The sequence below is a fragment of the Streptomyces albireticuli genome (genome assembly GCF_021228125.1).
GTDB lineage: Bacteria > Actinomycetota > Actinomycetes > Streptomycetales > Streptomycetaceae > Streptomyces > Streptomyces albireticuli.
Map to the genome: position 1 here is coordinate 126,280 of NZ_JAJQQS010000008.1, position 15,501 is coordinate 141,780.

Annotated in this window: 13 protein-coding genes; 5 read left to right on the forward strand and 8 right to left on the reverse strand. The window is 72.8% G+C overall.

Going from position 1 to position 15,501, the window contains the following annotated elements; all coding sequences use genetic code 11:
• The first annotated feature begins 85 nt into the window (after positions 1–85).
• The 3 genes from LUZ64_RS16970 to LUZ64_RS16980 all read left to right on the forward strand — a co-directional run bounded on the left by LUZ64_RS16970 (position 86) and on the right by LUZ64_RS16980 (position 4,022).
• A complete protein-coding gene (locus LUZ64_RS16970; RefSeq protein ID WP_095582801.1) occupies positions 86–694 on the forward strand; it encodes a dTDP-4-dehydrorhamnose 3,5-epimerase family protein in 609 nt (202 codons plus the stop codon).
• Positions 695–746: 52 nt separating this feature from the next.
• Positions 747–1,829 (forward strand): transaldolase family protein, encoded by a 1,083-nt coding sequence (locus LUZ64_RS16975; RefSeq protein ID WP_095582802.1) that lies wholly within the window; start codon positions 747–749, stop codon positions 1,827–1,829.
• A 240-nt stretch (positions 1,830–2,069) separates the two neighbouring features.
• Positions 2,070–4,022: a helix-turn-helix domain-containing protein gene (locus LUZ64_RS16980; RefSeq protein ID WP_095582803.1), complete on the forward strand. Its 1,953-nt coding sequence runs from the start codon at positions 2,070–2,072 to the stop codon at positions 4,020–4,022.
• A 107-nt stretch (positions 4,023–4,129) separates the two neighbouring features.
• Here LUZ64_RS16980 and LUZ64_RS37800 read toward each other — a convergent pair whose 3' ends face one another.
• Positions 4,130–5,284: an IS701 family transposase gene (locus tag LUZ64_RS37800; RefSeq protein WP_095582804.1), complete on the reverse strand. Its 1,155-nt coding sequence runs from the start codon at positions 5,282–5,284 to the stop codon at positions 4,130–4,132.
• Positions 5,285–5,697: 413 nt separating this feature from the next.
• On the opposite strand from LUZ64_RS37800, the gene LUZ64_RS16995 reads away from it, so the two are divergent.
• Positions 5,698–6,831: an acyltransferase family protein gene (locus LUZ64_RS16995; RefSeq protein WP_170116839.1), complete on the forward strand. Its 1,134-nt coding sequence runs from the start codon at positions 5,698–5,700 to the stop codon at positions 6,829–6,831.
• A gap of 88 nt (positions 6,832–6,919) precedes the next feature.
• On the opposite strand, the gene LUZ64_RS17000 is transcribed toward LUZ64_RS16995, so the two are convergent.
• The 7 genes from LUZ64_RS17000 to LUZ64_RS17030 all read right to left on the reverse strand — a co-directional run bounded on the left by LUZ64_RS17000 (position 6,920) and on the right by LUZ64_RS17030 (position 13,871).
• The gene (locus LUZ64_RS17000; RefSeq protein WP_232389831.1) at positions 6,920–7,312 is read right to left on the reverse strand and encodes an SgcJ/EcaC family oxidoreductase; all 393 of its coding nucleotides are present in this window, start codon (positions 7,310–7,312) and stop codon (positions 6,920–6,922) included.
• Positions 7,313–7,480: 168 nt separating this feature from the next.
• Entirely contained in the window at positions 7,481–8,911 is a 1,431-nt protein-coding gene (locus LUZ64_RS17005; RefSeq protein WP_095582806.1) for an NDP-hexose 2,3-dehydratase family protein, read from the reverse strand.
• 81 nt (positions 8,912–8,992) lie between these two features.
• On the reverse strand, positions 8,993–10,024 hold the full coding sequence (rfbB, locus tag LUZ64_RS17010; protein ID WP_095582807.1) for a dTDP-glucose 4,6-dehydratase: 1,032 nt from the start codon (positions 10,022–10,024) through the stop codon (positions 8,993–8,995).
• Entirely contained in the window at positions 10,008–10,886 is an 879-nt protein-coding gene (gene rfbA, locus LUZ64_RS17015) for a glucose-1-phosphate thymidylyltransferase RfbA (protein WP_095582814.1), read from the reverse strand. The genes rfbB and rfbA overlap by 17 nt, the downstream gene beginning before the upstream one ends.
• Positions 10,887–10,912: 26 nt before the next feature.
• A complete protein-coding gene (locus LUZ64_RS17020) occupies positions 10,913–12,076 on the reverse strand; it encodes a DegT/DnrJ/EryC1/StrS family aminotransferase (RefSeq protein ID WP_095582808.1) in 1,164 nt (387 codons plus the stop codon).
• On the reverse strand, positions 12,073–12,672 hold the full coding sequence (locus LUZ64_RS17025) for a sugar 3,4-ketoisomerase (RefSeq protein WP_267897189.1): 600 nt from the start codon (positions 12,670–12,672) through the stop codon (positions 12,073–12,075). Before LUZ64_RS17025 ends, LUZ64_RS17020 begins: the two co-directional genes overlap by 4 nt.
• Entirely contained in the window at positions 12,663–13,871 is a 1,209-nt protein-coding gene (locus LUZ64_RS17030) for a cytochrome P450 (RefSeq protein ID WP_095582809.1), read from the reverse strand. The genes LUZ64_RS17025 and LUZ64_RS17030 overlap by 10 nt, the downstream gene beginning before the upstream one ends.
• A 411-nt stretch (positions 13,872–14,282) precedes the next feature.
• On the opposite strand from LUZ64_RS17030, the gene LUZ64_RS17035 reads away from it, so the two are divergent.
• Positions 14,283–15,341 carry an NAD-dependent epimerase/dehydratase family protein gene (locus LUZ64_RS17035; RefSeq protein ID WP_095582810.1) on the forward strand — a complete coding sequence of 353 codons (1,059 nt, stop codon included), beginning with the start codon at positions 14,283–14,285 and terminating at the stop codon, positions 15,339–15,341.
• Positions 15,342–15,501: the final 160 nt, after the last annotated feature.

A 15,501-nucleotide genomic window follows, 5' to 3' on the forward strand; every position in this document is an offset into this window, starting at 1 on the left:
GGGCGTCCGTAACCGCCGCCCGTACGGTCTCCCTCCACCGCGCCCTTCGCCCGCCCCTCCGAGCACCGGGACGACACACGCCATCATGCGCATCACCGAAACGGCCGTCCGCGACGCGTACCGCATCGAGCCGGAGCCGATCTCCGACCACCGGGGCACCTTCCACGAGGGACTCCGCCACAGCGCGCTGCGGGCGGCCACCGGCCACGACTTCCGCGTCCGGCAGGTCAACTTCACCGTCTCCGGGCGCAATGTGCTGCGCGGCATCCACGGCACCACGATGCCGCCGGGTCAGGGGAAGGTCCTCACCTGTGTGCGGGGCGCCGCGCTCACCGCGGTCGTCGACCTCAGGGTGGGCTCGCCCACCTTCGGGCACCACGACACGCTCCGGCAGGACGCCGGCTCGGGCACCGCCGTGTACGTGCCCGACGGCCTCGGCCTCGGCTACGTCGCGCTCACCGACGACACCTGCATGAACTACCTGTGCACGGAGGAGTACGTGCACGGCACCATCATCGACGTCGACGCCCTCGACCCCGCGCTGGCGCTGCCCTGGGGCCTGACGGAACCCCCGGTGCGGTCGGCCAGGGACGCGGCCGCGCCGACCCTGGCCGCCGCCGCGGCGGCCGGGATCCTGCCCACGTACGAGCAGTGCCTGCGGGCGTACCGGGATCCGTCGCCCCCCTCGGGCTGAGCGTCACCGCACCCGACCCAAGGCTCGAACGGACCCGACCGGAGGCGAAGGCATGAGACACCGGACCCGGCCCGCCGCCATGCTGGAGGCCGAGGGGGTCTCCCTGTGCGCGGAGGGACTGACCCGGGAGCCGGAGTGCCCCGGACGGCTGGCGGAGCTGATGGCGGAGACCGGCCTGTGCGGCGCCTCCTCCCGGCTCGCGGCCGTCACCGAGGGCGTCCGCAAGGGCGGGGCCTACGGCGCGCACCTGGCCGACCTGGCGGTACGTCAGGTGCCCGTCGGCGAGGCCGTGCGCGGCCTGCTGAACCGGGACGCGCGGGCCGCCTGCGACTCCCTGCTGGCGCTGCACCGGGAGAGCGGCGGCCGCTACGGCTGGGTGTTCGTGCCCCTGGACCCGTACGCCGGGGGCGGGCGCGCGGTGGCGGAGGCCGCGGCCACGCGCTGGGCGGTGGACCGCCCCAACCTGGTGCTCGGCACCCATCTCGCGGCCGGCGGGGCGGGGCTGATCGGCGATCTGCTGGCCCGGGGCATCGGCGTCGACGTGCGGTCGGTGTTCTCGCCCGAACAGTTCGACACCGTCTTCGCGATGTACCTGACCGGCCTGGAGCGGGCCCGGGACGACGGGCACGACCTCTCCGGGATCCACTGCGCGGTCTCGTTCCCGCTGCGCGTGCTGGACGAGACGATCGCCGGCCGGATCGGTGCCGCGGCCCGGCGGCGGGACTGGGCGGTGGCGGTCGCTCGGCTGGCGCACCACCGCCGCGAGGAGCTGATGGCCGGCCCCCGCTGGCGCGCCCTGACCAGGGCGGGGGCCCGGCCGCTGCACTTCGTGTGGTCCTCCTACGGCGCTCCGGTGCCGGAAGGCGTGCGGTACATCGAGGAGTTGGTGGCCTGGAACAGCGTCTCCTCGGCCGGGCTCGACGTGCTGCGCGCGCTGGGCAGCCGCGCCGCGCTGCGCGGCGACACCGTCAGCGGCATGGAGGCGGCCTCCCGGGATGTGCTGGCCGCGCTCGGCCGCGCGGGCGTCGACATCCGGGCCCTGGGCGCCGAGTTGCAGGAGACACAGCTCGCGGCGGCCCGCGCCGAGTGGACAGAGCTGCACAGGACGGTCGAGGCCGCGCTGAAGTACGTCTGACGGATTTTTCCGGCGCGGCGTGCCGCGCGAAGGCGGGCGAAGGGGACGAAAGGGCGAGGAGAATTCGGCGGGAAAGGGTGGCGGTGGGCAGGGGAGAGGCGAGGGGAAGGTAAAAACCGGTTTACGGACCGGTTATCAACGGCTCGTGTGCGGTGGCAAATTGCGCTGGACGCATCCGCCGGGGGTGTAATAACCTGTTCTGGAATTCGTAAAGTCTGCGGGACGGGGGCACTCTACGGCATGAGCGGCCTGGATTCTCGTGACGAGGCGGACGGGGAAAAACAGGCGGAGGATGCTCTCGCCTTCCTCGAATTCGTCGCCCGGACCGCCCCCCGAGGCGAATACGACCGGCTCATGGCACGGGCGGAGCGCGAAGGCGCCAGCGAGGCGCGGATGCGCCGCCTGGAGCGGTTCAACCGGCTTGCCCTCACCGCCCAGTCGATGATCGAGTACCGCCGTGACCGCGAGGCCGAGCTCGCCGCCCTCGTCGACGCCGCGCATGAATTCGTCGGCGCCCGAAACGACCGGGAGCTGCTCGATTCCGTCACCCGCCGCGCCCGGCTCCTCCTCAAACTGGACGTCGCCTACATCAGCCTGCACAAGGACGGCGAGGACGACACGGTCGTGCAGAGCGCCGACGGCGCCGCCGACGCCCTCACCGTGGGCTTCCGGGTCCCCTCCGGCGGCGGCCTGGGCAGCATGGTGCGCGCCCGCCGCGCCCCGTTCTGGACCTCCGACTACCTGGCCGACCCCAGCATCCCGCACGACGAGGCGATCGACGACCTCGTCCGCGCCGAGGGCTTACGCGCCATACTGGGCGCCCCGCTGCGGGTGGGCGAGGACCACATGGGCGTCCTCTACGCCGCCGACCGCCAGGTCCGCCACCTCACGCCCAACGAGGTGACGCTCCTGTGCTCGCTCGCCGACCTCGCCGCCGCCTCCCTTTCGCGCATACGCCAGAACGACCGGCTCCGCGAGGACAACGGCCGCCTCCGCGAAGAAGCGTGGGAGGCCCGCACGGCCCTCGCCGACACCCGGAGGGCCTCGGAGCTCCAGTCCCACCTGCTCGCCCTCGTGCTCAACGGCCGCGGACTGGACGCCCTGTTGTCGACGGCCGCCGGAGCCCTCGGCGGCGGCGCGGGCGTCTGCGGCCCCCTCGGCGAACCCCTCGCCGAGCACGGGCGGCTCCGCCCCCTCGCCCGCGCCGATGTGCGCTCCGCCTGCCGCACGGCCGCCGACACCGGCCGGCCCGTACCCGTGCAGACCGGCTTCTGGGTGGTCCCGCTCCAGCCGGGGGCCCGGGACGCCGGCTTCCTGCTGGCGGACCTCGGCCGCGAGGCCGGCCACGGCGCCGTCCCGATGCTCCTCGTCGTCTCCCGCGCCTGCGCCCTGCACCTGCGGATGCAGCGCAGCGAGGCCCCCAAGGACCGCGGCTGCCAGGAGTTCTTCGACGATCTGGTCGGCGCCCCGCGCTCCCCGGAACTCCTGCGCGAGCGCGCCCTGATGTTCTCCCTGCGCTTCCGCCGCCCGCACGTCGTCCTGGTCGCCTCCGGCCCCAAGCGCCTCCGGGCCCTGGTCGAGGCCCACGCCTCGGCCTACGCCCAGGAGCGCGAGGGACTGTGCAGCGTGCGCGACGGCTCCGTCGCCCTGCTGATCCCCGGTGACGACCCCGTGGCCGTGGGGCAGACCGCCACCGAGGAGCTCTCCACACTGCTGGGGCACCCGGTGACCGTCGGCGCCGCCGGACCCGCCACCACCGTCGACGCCATCGCCGACGCCCACCGCGAGGCCGCGCAGTGCCTGGAGACGCTCCGCGCCCTGGGTGGTGACGGCGGCACCGCCTGCGCCTCCGACCTGGGCTTCCTCGGCATGCTCCTGGCCGAGGAGAACGACATCCCGGGCTACATCGACCAGACCATCGGCCCCGTCGTCGACTACGACACCCACCGCTTCACCGACCTCATCCCCACCCTCCGGGTGTACCTGGAGGCGGGCCGGAGCCCCACCCGGGCCGCGGAGACCCTGCGCGTCCACCCCAACACGGTGTCGCGCCGGCTGGAGCGCATCACCCAGCTCCTGGGCGAGGAGTGGCAGAACCCCGAGCGGGTGCTCGACATCCAGCTCGCCCTGCGGCTCTACCAGGTGCGCTCCGCGCTGTCCTCGCGCCGCGCCTTCCGGGCACTGCCCGACTGACCCGGCCGACTCCCGACCGGCCCGGAGCCGGCCCGGGGCGCCCGTACGCCGGGCGCCCCGCCGGGCGTACGGGCGCCCCGCCGGGCGTACGGGCGCCCCGCCGGGCGTCAGACGGCGACCGGCTCGCGGAGACGGCCCACGCCCTGCGACAGCCGCAGCGCGTGCGCGATCGACGCCAGCGTCACATGCCGGTGCCACCCCTGGAACGAACGTCCCTCGAAGTCACGCATCCCCACCCCCACGCTCACCGCCCCGAAATCGGCGTCCACCCGGTCGGTCAGCATGGCCAGCCGCAGCAGCGGGCCCCGCCCCCACGAGGTGAGGTCGGTCAGCCACAGGTCCGCGGGGCGGCGCCGGTTGGCCCGCCACACCCCCATCAGCAACAGGGTCCGCTGCGGCAGCAGACCGGGCAGCACCACGGGCAGCGGGGTGACGAAACTGACCGAACCATGGCACTCCACCGGGTGGCTCAGCCGCTTCACCTGCTCCATCAGCGCCTGCGCGGGGGACGTCGCGGGCCGCCGGTCGACCTGCACCCGGCCGGCGGCGGGCGCCAGCGGCAACTCGGCCCCCACCCGCAGCATGAACGGCAGGCCCGCCGAGGTCAGCGTGCGCACCAGCGCGAGCGGCGGGGCCGCCCGTGCGTCCATCACCACCGGCCGGGCCACCGTACGGGTCTCCTGTGCGATCTCCGCCACCAGGTGGACGAGTTCCTCCTCCTCGCCGCGCGTGCCCAGCGGCCGGTCCGGATCGCCGTCCGGTGCCCCGCCCAGCGTCAGGTGCCAGCTCACGGGCGCCGACAGCGCGTCGGAGGCCAGCCATAACCCGTGGCTGCGCTGGCAGGTCATCACCCGGCCCAGGTCCGGGACGAACCGCCGCCGCACACCCACCGAGTTCGCCCCGGTCTTCGACACCACCATCGGCCGGACCACCCAGGCGTCCGGGCGCAGGAAGTCGTCCGCGTAACGGGCCAGCGCGGCGCGCACCGGCCGCCAGTCCCAGGTCGAGGCGGCCACGAAGTGGTGCAGGCTCTGCGCCGCCGCCCCCTCGCCCACGAAGCTGGCGAGGTTGCGGGCCGTCTTGCGGCCACTGGCGGTGAGCAGCCCGCGGACGTACTGCTCACCCCTCCTGCGCTGGTCGGCGCGGCGCAGCGAACCCAGCAGCTCCGCGCAGGTACCGGTGACGAGCGAATCGAAGTCCGCGTCCCCGAGGGGACCGGCCGGGGAAACCGAGGGTTTCGGGCCGAACGGAGCAGTGATCATCGAGATCCCCCACAGCGCTGTGAATTTCCCGGTAAAGAGCTGTGGAGCAGCCTTGCGGAATTCCCGGCGCGCTCCCAGATAAGCGGATCACACTCTTCCCCGCCCCTTCCGGCCAGGACCGACCGTTCGGCCCGGAGACCTGTCCGGGGGCACGAAACCCGGTGGGGAGCCCACCGGTTACCGGCCGTAGGAGGTGATCGCCCACCACATCGCGCTGCGCCGTGCCATCCCGGCGCTACGTTCGGTGATTGCGGGCGGTGCGCGGGAACGGCCCGGCGGATAACGCCGCCACTGTGTCAGCTATGCCTTGTCGGCCCCGGTGTCCATGGCCTAGAAATCCCCGACCATCCACGCTTTCGCCCGTCCCGAGGATCCCCATGCCCTTGCCGAAACACCTGCCGTCACTCGGTGGGATGCGTTTCATCGCGGCCCTGACGGTGTTCACCGCGCATATCGCCGCGCAGCCCATCTTCCGGAACTCCGAGATCAATTCCACGGCACAGGTACCGCTGAACGTCCTGGGTCCCTACGCGGTCTCGTTCTTCTTCATGCTCAGCGGGTTCGTCCTCACCTGGGCCGGCCTGCCCGACAAATCCCTGACCGCCTTCTGGCGGCGCCGGGTGACCCGCGCGTTCTCACTGCACCTGCCCATGCTCCTGGTGACGCTGGCGATCGTGCTGTGGCTCCAGGAACCGAGCATGGGCCGTTCCGTGTGGGACGGATTCCTGACCAATCTCTTCCTGGTGCAGGCGTGGTTCCCGGACTTCCACGAATACGCCAGCATGAATCCGGTGGCATGGTCGCTCTCCGCCGAGATGCTGTTCTACGCCGTGTTCCCCTTCCTCTTCGCGGCACTCACCAAGGTGCGCGTCGAGCGGCTGTGGAAATGGGCCGTCTGCCTGGCCGTCGCCGTGGTCGCGGTGCCCTCCGTCGCCCTGCTGATGCCCACCGACCCGGCGCTGCCCTGGGACGCGAAGATGCCGGAGATGCAGTACTGGTTCATCTACGTGTTCCCGCCCGTCCGGCTCATGGAGTTCACGCTCGGCATCGTCATGGCGCTGATCGTGAAGAACGGCCGCTGGGCCGGGCCCAAGCCCCTGGTCTGCGCCCTGACGTTCGGCGCGCTGTACGCGCTCTCGTTCGCGCTGCCCGACTGGCTGGGCCGCAGCCTGGCGGTCCCGGCCGTCGCCCTGCTGCTCGGCTCGCTCGCCGCGGGCGACGTGCGCGGCGCCCGCTCGCCCCTGGCCTCGAAGACGATGGTCCTGCTGGGCGAACTCACCTTCGCCTTCTACCTCGTGCACTACCTGGTCATCCAGTACGGGCACCGCTTCCTCGGCGGTGAGCTGAGCTACTACCGCCAGTGGGACACCCCGGCCGCGACCGGCCTCACGGTGCTCGCCTTCGCGCTCAGCCTCGGCCTCGCCGCCCTCCTCCACTTCTTCGTGGAGAAGCCCGTCATGCGGACCATCGGCCGGCCGCGGCGCCCGGCCCGGCCCGCCCCCGGCCCGGCCCCGCAGTCGGACCCGACGGCACCCGCCGCGAAGTAGCGGACGGAAGACGCGGAACGGGAACGACCTGTGGGGGGTGCGCCGACGGCGCACCCCCCACAGGTCGTTCCCCGCCTACGGGCCGGGTTCAGCTGTTGCGGAAGGTGTTCGACCCCGCGATGATCCGCCAGCCCTCGTCCTCCCGGGAGACGACGTACAGCGGGGCGCCCTTGGGGCCCTCGACGGGCTCGCCGGCCTCGGTGACCGGGCTCTGCACGACGTTGACGGCGATGACGTCGGGCCGGACGGGCAGCAGGCCGGTCACCTCGTAGCGGACGAACTGCTCGGCCAGCATCGGCAGCGCGCGCCGCGCGGCCTCGGTGATGGCCTCCCGGCCCTGGCTGACGTGGCCCATGGCATTGGTCCACGTGGCGTTCCGCGCGTACGTCTCGCCCAGGGCGTCGGCGTCGTGCGCGTTGAAGGCGTCCTCCAGCGCCTGCACGACGCCGCGCACGGCCGTCTCGACCTCGGAAGTGAGCACGCTCTCCGTGTTGCCGGCAACTGACATGAGGACCACCGCTCTCCGTCGACTGATACGTTCCGCCGACCCCGCTCCCGGTTCCGGCACCGCCCATTCGACAACCTCGACCAAGATCGAGGTCAAGAGGATGTGACCGAACCGTCAGTAGGTGACAGCGGCGGTCGGCGGTCAGTACGCGGCGTGCGCGCAGGCGATCAGCGTACGGAGCTCCACATTGAGGTAGTGGCCGTGCGCGAGCAGCTCCGTGAGCTGCCCGAACGTCGCCCAGCGGAACCCCGGCGGGCAGTCCACCGGCAGCTCCGGGCCCGCCTCGACCACCAGGTAGCGGGTCCGCGCGTGGTAGAAGCGGCCGCCCTCCTCCGACTGGACCGCGTCGTAGCGGATCCGGTCCGGGCCGCCGGCGCGCACGTAGTCCAGGTACGGGACGGCCGCGGCGTCCGGCCCGGCCGCACGGTGCTGGACGGTCGGACCGAACTCCGCCACGTTCAGCGTCCCGACGTCCGAGCGCGCCGCCACCAGGGCGTGCAGCACCCCGCCGATCCGCCGCACCACCAGCGCGGCCAGCCCCTGCGAGCAGGGCCGTAGCAGCGGCTGGGTCCACGACGCCACCTCGCGCCGCTCCGCCGTGACACCCACCGCCATGATCTCGAAGCGGCGGCCGCTGCGGTGCCGGATCGCGCTCCCGTCCCGCCGCCACCCGTCCTCGTACGCGCGCTCCAGCGGCACGCTCTGCTGCCGCAGCACCCGCAGCGCCTGGACGTCGGTGAGGCAGCTGGTGACCGCGTGCAGGTCGTGCCGCGGCGTGGGGTCACCGTAGAAGGACCGCCGGAGCGCGGCCCCGAAGCCGTCGCCGTCGCCGTCGTCCGCGCCGTGCGCCGTCGGCAGACAGGCCAGCACGGAACGGGTGTCCATGTTGACGAGGTCGTCGAGCCGCAGCAGTCCACGAATCTGACCGAGGGTCAGCCAGCGGAAGGAGTCGTCCGTCGGCACCTCCGCGTCGATCTCCACGACCATGTTGCGGTTGCGCTTGTGCAGGAACCAGTCGGCCTGCTCGGACTGGATGGCGTCCACCAGGACGCGCCGGCGCGGGTGCTGGATGAAGTGGTCCAGGAACGGCGTCGCGCGGCCGTGGTGCACCTCGTCGAAATTGCTCCGGGTGGCCTGCACGGTGGGGGAGAGCTGGAGCCCGTTGACGTTGCCGGGCTCCGGTTTGGCCTGCATCAGGAAGTGCAGCACCCCGTCGAACTCCCGGGCCAGCACGCCCAGCAGCCCCACCTCGGGCTGCACGATGATCGGCTGCACCCGGTCCACGGGATCGGCGTCCGAGCTGGTGCGCAGCCCCTCGATGGAGAAGAACCGGCCCGTCTCGTGCCGCAGGTCGCCGGTGCCGGGCTCGAAGTACCACCGCCGCAGACCGGCGAACGGGATCGGCTCGGCCCGGAAGTGGTGCGCCCGCCCGTAGGCGGCCAGCCAGCCGGGCACGTCCGCCGTGGGCGTGACCCGGCTGTCGGGCGTGCCGGCCGAGAGCCGCACCCGCCCGGCCGTGAGCCGGCGGTCGGCGTAGTCGGCCTCGGCCACGGACCCCGGTTCAGGACGCATGGCTCCCCCTGGGACCGTACGGGCGAGGGCCGCGCCGCCGCGCGTACGGGCCGGGCGGCACTTCAGTTGCGGACACGGAGGTCATCGTCCTTTCATGAGGGGCTCCCACCACGCGCGGTTCTCGCGATACCAGCGCACGGTCTCCGCCAGGCCCTCGTCGACACCGACCCGCGGCGCGTAACCCAGCTCGGCGGAGATCTTGGCGAAGTCGACCGAGTAGCGCCGGTCGTGGCCCTTGCGGTCGGGCACCCGCCGCACCGCCGACCAGTCCGCCCCGCACAGCTCCAGCAGGCGTTCCGTCAGCTCGGTGTTGGACAGTTCGGTGCCGCCGCCGATGTTGTAGACCTCGCCCGGCCGGCCGCCCAGGGCCACCAGCGCGATGCCCCGGCAGTGGTCGTCGACGTGCAGCCAGTCGCGCCGGTTGCCCCCGTCGCCGTACAGCGGGACGGTCCCGCCGTCGAGGAGGCTGCCCGTGAACAGCGGGACGACCTTCTCGGGGTACTGGTACGGGCCGTAGTTGTTGGAGCAGCGGGTCACGCACACCGGCAGCCCGTGCGTGCGGTGGAACGCCAGCGCCAGCATGTCCGACGCGGCCTTGGACGCGGCGTAGGGCGAGTTGGGGCTGAGCGGCTGGTCCTCCGGCCAGGACCCCTCCTCGATCGACCCGTACACCTCGTCCGTCGACACGTGCACGAACCGCTCGGGTCCGACCTCCAGCGCCTCCCGCAGCAGGGTGTGGGTACCCAGCACATTGGTGCGGACGAACGCCCCGGCGTCCTCGATGGACCGGTCCACGTGCGACTCGGCCGCGAAGTGCACCACCAGGTCGGCACCCGCCATGGCCCCGGCGACCGCGGCACCGTCGCAGATGTCCCCGGTGACGACGCGCAGCCGGGGCGAGTCGCCGACCTCGTCCAGATTGGCGAGGTTGCCCGCGTACGTCAGCGCGTCCAGGACCACCACCTCGGGTTCGCCGAACCCCGGCAGGGAACCGTCCAGCAGCGCGGTCACGAAGCGCGAACCTATGAAGCCGGCACCGCCCGTCACCAGGACCCGCCGGAAGCGCCGCGCCGCGGCGGGCGCCGGACGCGCCGGGTCAGGCAGCTCCGGCATGGGTCGCCACCTCCATCAGATAGGCGCCGTACCCCGACGCGCCGAGCTCACGGCCCAGCCGGTACACGGCCTCCGCGTCGATGAACCCCATGCGCAGGGCGATCTCCTCGATGCAGGCGATCCGCACGCCCTGCCGCTGCTCCAGCAGCTGCACGTACTGGCTGGCCTGCAACAGGGAGTCGTGCGTGCCCATGTCCAGCCAGGCGAAGCCGTGGCCCAGCTCGATCAGCCGGGCCCGGCGCTGCTCCAGGTACACCTTGTTGACGTCGGTGATCTCCAGCTCGCCGCGCGCGGAGGGCCGGATGTTCTTGGCGATGTCGACGACGTCGTTGTCGTACAGGTAGAGCCCGGTGACGGCCAGGTTCGAGCGCGGCCGCTCGGGCTTCTCCTCCAGGGAGAGCAGCAGCCCGTCCTCGTCGATCTCGCCGACGCCGTAGCGCCGCGGATCGCTCACCGGGTAGCCGAACAGCACACAGCCGTCCAGGTGCCGGATGCTGCCCTGGAGCACGGAGGAGAACCCGGGCCCGTGGAAGATGTTGTCGCCCAGGATCAGCGCCACCGGGGAGTCCCCGATGTGCCCGGCGCCGATGGTGAGCGCCTGGGCGATGCCCTGGGGCTCGGCCTGCTCCGCGTAGGTGATCTCCAGGCCCAGCCGGGAGCCGTCGCCCAGCACCCGCCGGAACAGCGGGATGTGCTGGGGCGAGGAGATGACCTGGATCTCGCGGATGCCGCCCAGCATGAGCATCGCGAGCGGGTAGTAGATCATCGGTTTGTTGTAGACCGGCAGTAGCTGCTTGGAGAGCGTCCCGGTCAGGGGCCGCAGCCGGGTGCCCCCGCCGCCGGCGAGGATGATCCCCTTCATCGGCGGCCGCCCCGGTGTCGTCTGGGTCATCGTTTCTCCGTCGGTTGAGGAAGACGGCGGCCGGCCCCCGCCGCGCCGCCGGTGGCCGCCACCGCCGCCACGACGGCCGCCACCACGGCGTCGGCCTCGTCGTCGCCGAGATGGGGTCCGAGGGGCAGGCTGAGCGCCTCCGCCGCCAGGCGTTCGGTGCGCGGGTGGGCGCCCTCCGGCGCGCCGGCCGGGTCGTCCGCGTAGGCCGGGGAGCGGTGCGGCGGCACGGGGTAGTGGATCAGCGTCGCCACCCCCGCCCGGTCCAGCTCACGGCGGAGCGCGTCGCGCTCCGCGCCGCGGATCACATACAGGTGCCACACCGGGTCGGCCCAGGGGGCGGCCTCCGGGAGGACGATGCCCGGCACCCCGGCCAGCGCCTTCCCGTAGCGGGCGGCCACCGCGGCCCGGCGGGCGTTCCAGGCGTCGAGGCGCGGCAGCTTGGCGCGCAGCACCGCGGCCTGGAACTCGTCGAGCCGGGAGTTGCCGGCGCGCACCTCGTGCCGGTACTTCTCCCGGGACCCGAAGTTGCGCAGCAGCCGCACCCGTTCGGCGACGGCGGCGTCGGAGGTGACGACCGCCCCGCCGTCGCCCATCGCGCCCAGGTTCTTGCCCGGGTAGAAGCTGAAGGCGACCACGTGCCCGGAGCCGGTCCGGCGGCCCCGGTAGCGGGCGCCGTGCGCCTGCGCCGCGTCCTCCACGACCGCGAGGCCGTGCCGGGCGGCGAGTGCCAGCAGCGGGTCCATGTCGGCCGGGTGGCCGTACAGATGGACGGGCAGCACGGCCCGGGTGCGCGGCGTCAGGGCCGCCTCGACCAGCCCGAGGTCCATGGAATGCCCGTCCGGCGACGGGTCCACGGGCACCGGCCGGGCCCCGGTCGCGGACACGGCCAGCCAGGTGGCGATGAAGGTGTGCGCGGGCACCACCACCTCGTCGCCGGGGCCGATGCCCAGGGCGCGCAGCGCCAGCTCCAGCGCGTCGCAGCCGCTGCCGACGGCGACGCAGTGCTCGTTGCCGCAGTATGCCGCGAACTCCGCCTCGAACGCGTCGAGTTCCGGGCCGAGGAGGTAGCGGCCCGACGCGGCGACCCGGCCGAGCGCGGCGTCGATGTCGGCCCGCAGCTCCCGGTAGGGGGCCTTCAGGTCGAGGAAGGGCACGTTCACGTCAGGCTCCGGGCGTCGCGCAGGAAGGTGTCGTAGTCCCGGTAGTAGTCGGACTCCTCGTAGTGCCGGGACGCGAGGACCAGGGCGACGGAGTCCGGCGCGAAGTCCTTCAGCACCCGCCACACCATCGGCCCGATGTAGAGCCCGGCGCCCGGCTCGTCCAGCCGGTACGTGGCCCGCCGGAACCCGTCGTCCAGGCTGATCGAGAAGCCGCCGTGCACGGCGATGACGAGCTGTTCCAGGGTGCGGTGCCCGTGCAGCCCGCGCGGCGGCGAGGACGCGGCCTGGCCGTGCATGTAGTAGACCCGCTCGATGGCGAAGTCCACGGTCATGCCCGACTCGACCACGGAGAGGCTGCCGCGCGGGTCGATGTGCTGTTCGAGCCGGATCAGCCGGCACGGCTTGACCCGGCCGACGGGGCCGGGGTCCGGGGCACCGGCGGCCCCGGCCGGGCCGGGGGCGTTCTCGTGGTCCGGGGCCTCGGCCGGCTGCCCGGCGGTGTTCTCGGCGATGGCGGCGCTCCTCTCGGGACGGGGCGCGGCTCCGCGGCCGGCGCGGACCGCGGAACCCGGGGCCGGCGGCCCGGTCAGCTCCACTCGACGTGGACGGGCAGGTACTTGGCCGTCAGCTGGTCGGCCTCGTAGTAGAGGGTGTTGTCGTGGTCGATCCGGAACGAGCCGACCTGGTCCAGCAGCAGCTCCAGCAGCACCTTGCCCTCCAGCCGGGCCAGGAAGGCGCCCAGGCAGTGGTGGATGCCGTGCCCGAAGGCCATGTGCCGGGTGCCCGTGCGCCGGATGTCGAAGGTGTCCGGGTCGGGGAAGTGCCCGGGGTCGCGGTTGGCCGACTGGCTCCACGCGATGACCATCTCGCCCTTCTTCATGACCGGGCCGAGGATGTCCGTGTCCTCCTTGAGGAACCGGAAGATGTTGTTGAACGGGCTGCGGTAGCGCAGCGTCTCCTCGATCGCGCCCGCCGCCAGCTCCCGGTCGGCGCGCAGGTCGGCCAGGGCCTGCGGGTTCTCCTCCAGCACCAGGAAGAGGTTGCTGAGCAGGGTGCTGGACGACACGTGCCCGGCGGTCAGCAGCAGCGCGACGATGTTGACGATCTCCACGTCGGTGAGCCGGACACCGTCCTGCTCGGCCTGGACCAGGCCGGTGATCAGGTCGTCGGCCGGGTTCTCGCGCTTGTTCCGGATCTGCTCCAGGAGGTAGTCGGTCATCTCCTGGAGGGCCGGGCCGATCGTCTCGCTGAAGTTGTCGGGCAGGTTCGGGTATTCCAGCCCCTCGTTGGTCAGCAGCGTGTCGACCCACTCGCGGAACACATCGCGGTCCGAGGCCGGGATGCCCAGCAGCTCGGCGATCACGATGACCGGCAGCGCGTACGAGAGGTCGCCGACGACGTCGATCGTCTCCCGGCCCCGCACCTGGTCCAGCAGCTCCTGGTTGATCTCCCGGATCCGGGGCTCCAGGGCGGCCATCCGCTTGGGCGTGAACGCCTGGCTGACCAGCTTGCGCATCGGCCCGTGGGCCGGCGGGTCGAGGGCGCCGATGGTGCCCGGCCCGATGATCATCTCCAGCTCGGGCGGGGTCGGCATGACCTGGTTGAAGTCGGAGGAGAAGAACTCCGGATGGGTCGAGACGGTCAGGTAGTCGTCGTAGCGGAAGACCTGCCACGCCTGCCGGCCCTCGTCCCAGAAGACCGGGTGGTGGGCCCGGTTGAAGGCGAACCAGGCCAGCAGCTCCTGGGCGTCGGCCTCCTTGCTGAGCTCCAACGGCTCTGTCACGGCCTCGGTCATCGGCCATTCTCCTTGGGAAAGTAGTGGTGCGACGCCGGCCGACCCTACGAATCGCCAAGATCGCCGACAAGGCGGACCTGACACACCATGCATTCGGCGCGAAATCCACCGGTCCGCGAGAACTTGACACAATGCCGGGAGGATCATTGCCCCGGAAATCCCGGTCCTGTTCAATTCGCTGTTCGGGCCGCGGCGGCGAGGCGTGCGCCGGGCACGGACCGCAGGTCTCCTTTCCGCCGGGCGGGCGGGATCCCGGCCCCGCCGGGGGCGTCTCCCGGCGAGAACCGGGGGAGGCCGAGCGCACCGCGCGCGGCGCGCGAGAGCGCCGGCCGTCGAAGCCGCGCCGCCCCTCCCCGGGCCGGGGGCCCGCCCCGGCCACGGCTTCTCCGGGACCACAGGAGGACGTACACCGTGAAGATCCTTGTCATCGGCGGCTCACAGTTCGTGGGACGCGCCTTCGTCACCGAGGCCCTGGCCCGCGGCCACGAGGTCACCACCTTCAACAGGGGGGTCAGCGCCGCCGACCTCGCCGGCGTCGAGGCGGTCCGCGGCGACCGCCAGGTGACCGCCGACCTCGAACGGCTCGTCGCCGGCCGGCACTGGGACGCGGTCGTGGACACCTGCGGATACGTGCCCCGCGTCGTCGGCGAGGGGGCCCGCGTCCTGTCCGGCCACGCCGACGCCTACCTCTACGTGTCGAGCCTCGCGGCCCTACGCGACTGGGGCACCGCCCCGTCGGTCGACGACGATTCCCCCGCCCACGACTGCGCCCCGGACGCCGGCCCCGACGACGGCGACTACGGCGTCCTCAAGGCCGGCTGCGAACGGGCCGTCACCCGCCACTTCGACGGCCGCACCCTGCTCTTCCGGGCCGGGGTGATCACCGGCCCGTACGACAACGTCGGCCAGCTGGACGCCTGGCTGTGGCGCCTCCACGCGGCCGGGGGCGAGCGCCGGCGCGTCCTCGCGCCCGGCAACCCGGACCTCGCCATGCGCGTGATCGACGCCCGGGACATCGCCGCGTTCGGCCTGCGCTGCCTCGACGCGCGCCGCACCGGCCCGTTCGTGGTCGCCGCCCCCGAGGGCCACACCACCTACGGCCGGTGGCTCGCCGCGTGCGCCGCGGCCACCGGCACCGACCCCGAACTGGAGTGGGTCGACGACGCCTTCCTCCTCGACCACGGTGTGACGCCCTGGACCGACCTGCCGATGTGGATCCCCGACGCCCCGGAACACACGTGCATGTGGGCCACCCCCGCCACCCGGGCCGAGGCCGCGGGCCTCGTCTGCCGCCCGCCCGCCGAGACGGTGCGCGACACCTGGGCCGTCCTTCGCGACCGCCCCGCCCCCGAACCGCCCCTGGCCAACACCCACGGCCACCTCAGCGGCCTCGCCACCGAGCGGGAGCGCGAACTGCTCGCCGCCTGGGACGCCCGGCGGCGGCCCGACGCGCCGGCAAGGCGGACCTGACACAATTCCCGGGCGAATTCCGGAAATCAATTCACGTATTCCTGACCTGACACAATTACTTCTCGGTTGTTGACCGTTTCGCCGGCCGAGTGCTGCCCCGCTGTACGATCTTGGGGAATCAGGAATTCACATGACATGGCACGGCGAGCACATGGGGAAT

Excerpts from the sequence above, each read along its gene's own strand:
- LUZ64_RS16980 (WP_095582803.1), top strand. The coding sequence starts at position 2,070 with ATGAGCGGCCTGGATTCTCGTGACGAGGCGGACGGGGAAAAACAGGCG.
- LUZ64_RS17030 (WP_095582809.1), bottom strand. The coding sequence starts at position 13,871 with ATGACCGAGGCCGTGACAGAGCCGTTGGAGCTCAGCAAGGAGGCCGAC.
- rfbB (WP_095582807.1), bottom strand. The coding sequence starts at position 10,024 with ATGCCGGAGCTGCCTGACCCGGCGCGTCCGGCGCCCGCCGCGGCGCGG.
- LUZ64_RS16995 (WP_170116839.1), top strand. The coding sequence starts at position 5,698 with ATGCGTTTCATCGCGGCCCTGACGGTGTTCACCGCGCATATCGCCGCG.
- rfbA (WP_095582814.1), bottom strand. The coding sequence starts at position 10,886 with ATGAAGGGGATCATCCTCGCCGGCGGCGGGGGCACCCGGCTGCGGCCC.
- LUZ64_RS17005 (WP_095582806.1), bottom strand. The coding sequence starts at position 8,911 with ATGCGTCCTGAACCGGGGTCCGTGGCCGAGGCCGACTACGCCGACCGC.
- LUZ64_RS16975 (WP_095582802.1), top strand. The coding sequence starts at position 747 with ATGAGACACCGGACCCGGCCCGCCGCCATGCTGGAGGCCGAGGGGGTC.
- LUZ64_RS16970 (WP_095582801.1), top strand. The coding sequence starts at position 86 with ATGCGCATCACCGAAACGGCCGTCCGCGACGCGTACCGCATCGAGCCG.
- LUZ64_RS37800 (WP_095582804.1), bottom strand. The coding sequence starts at position 5,284 with ATGATCACTGCTCCGTTCGGCCCGAAACCCTCGGTTTCCCCGGCCGGT.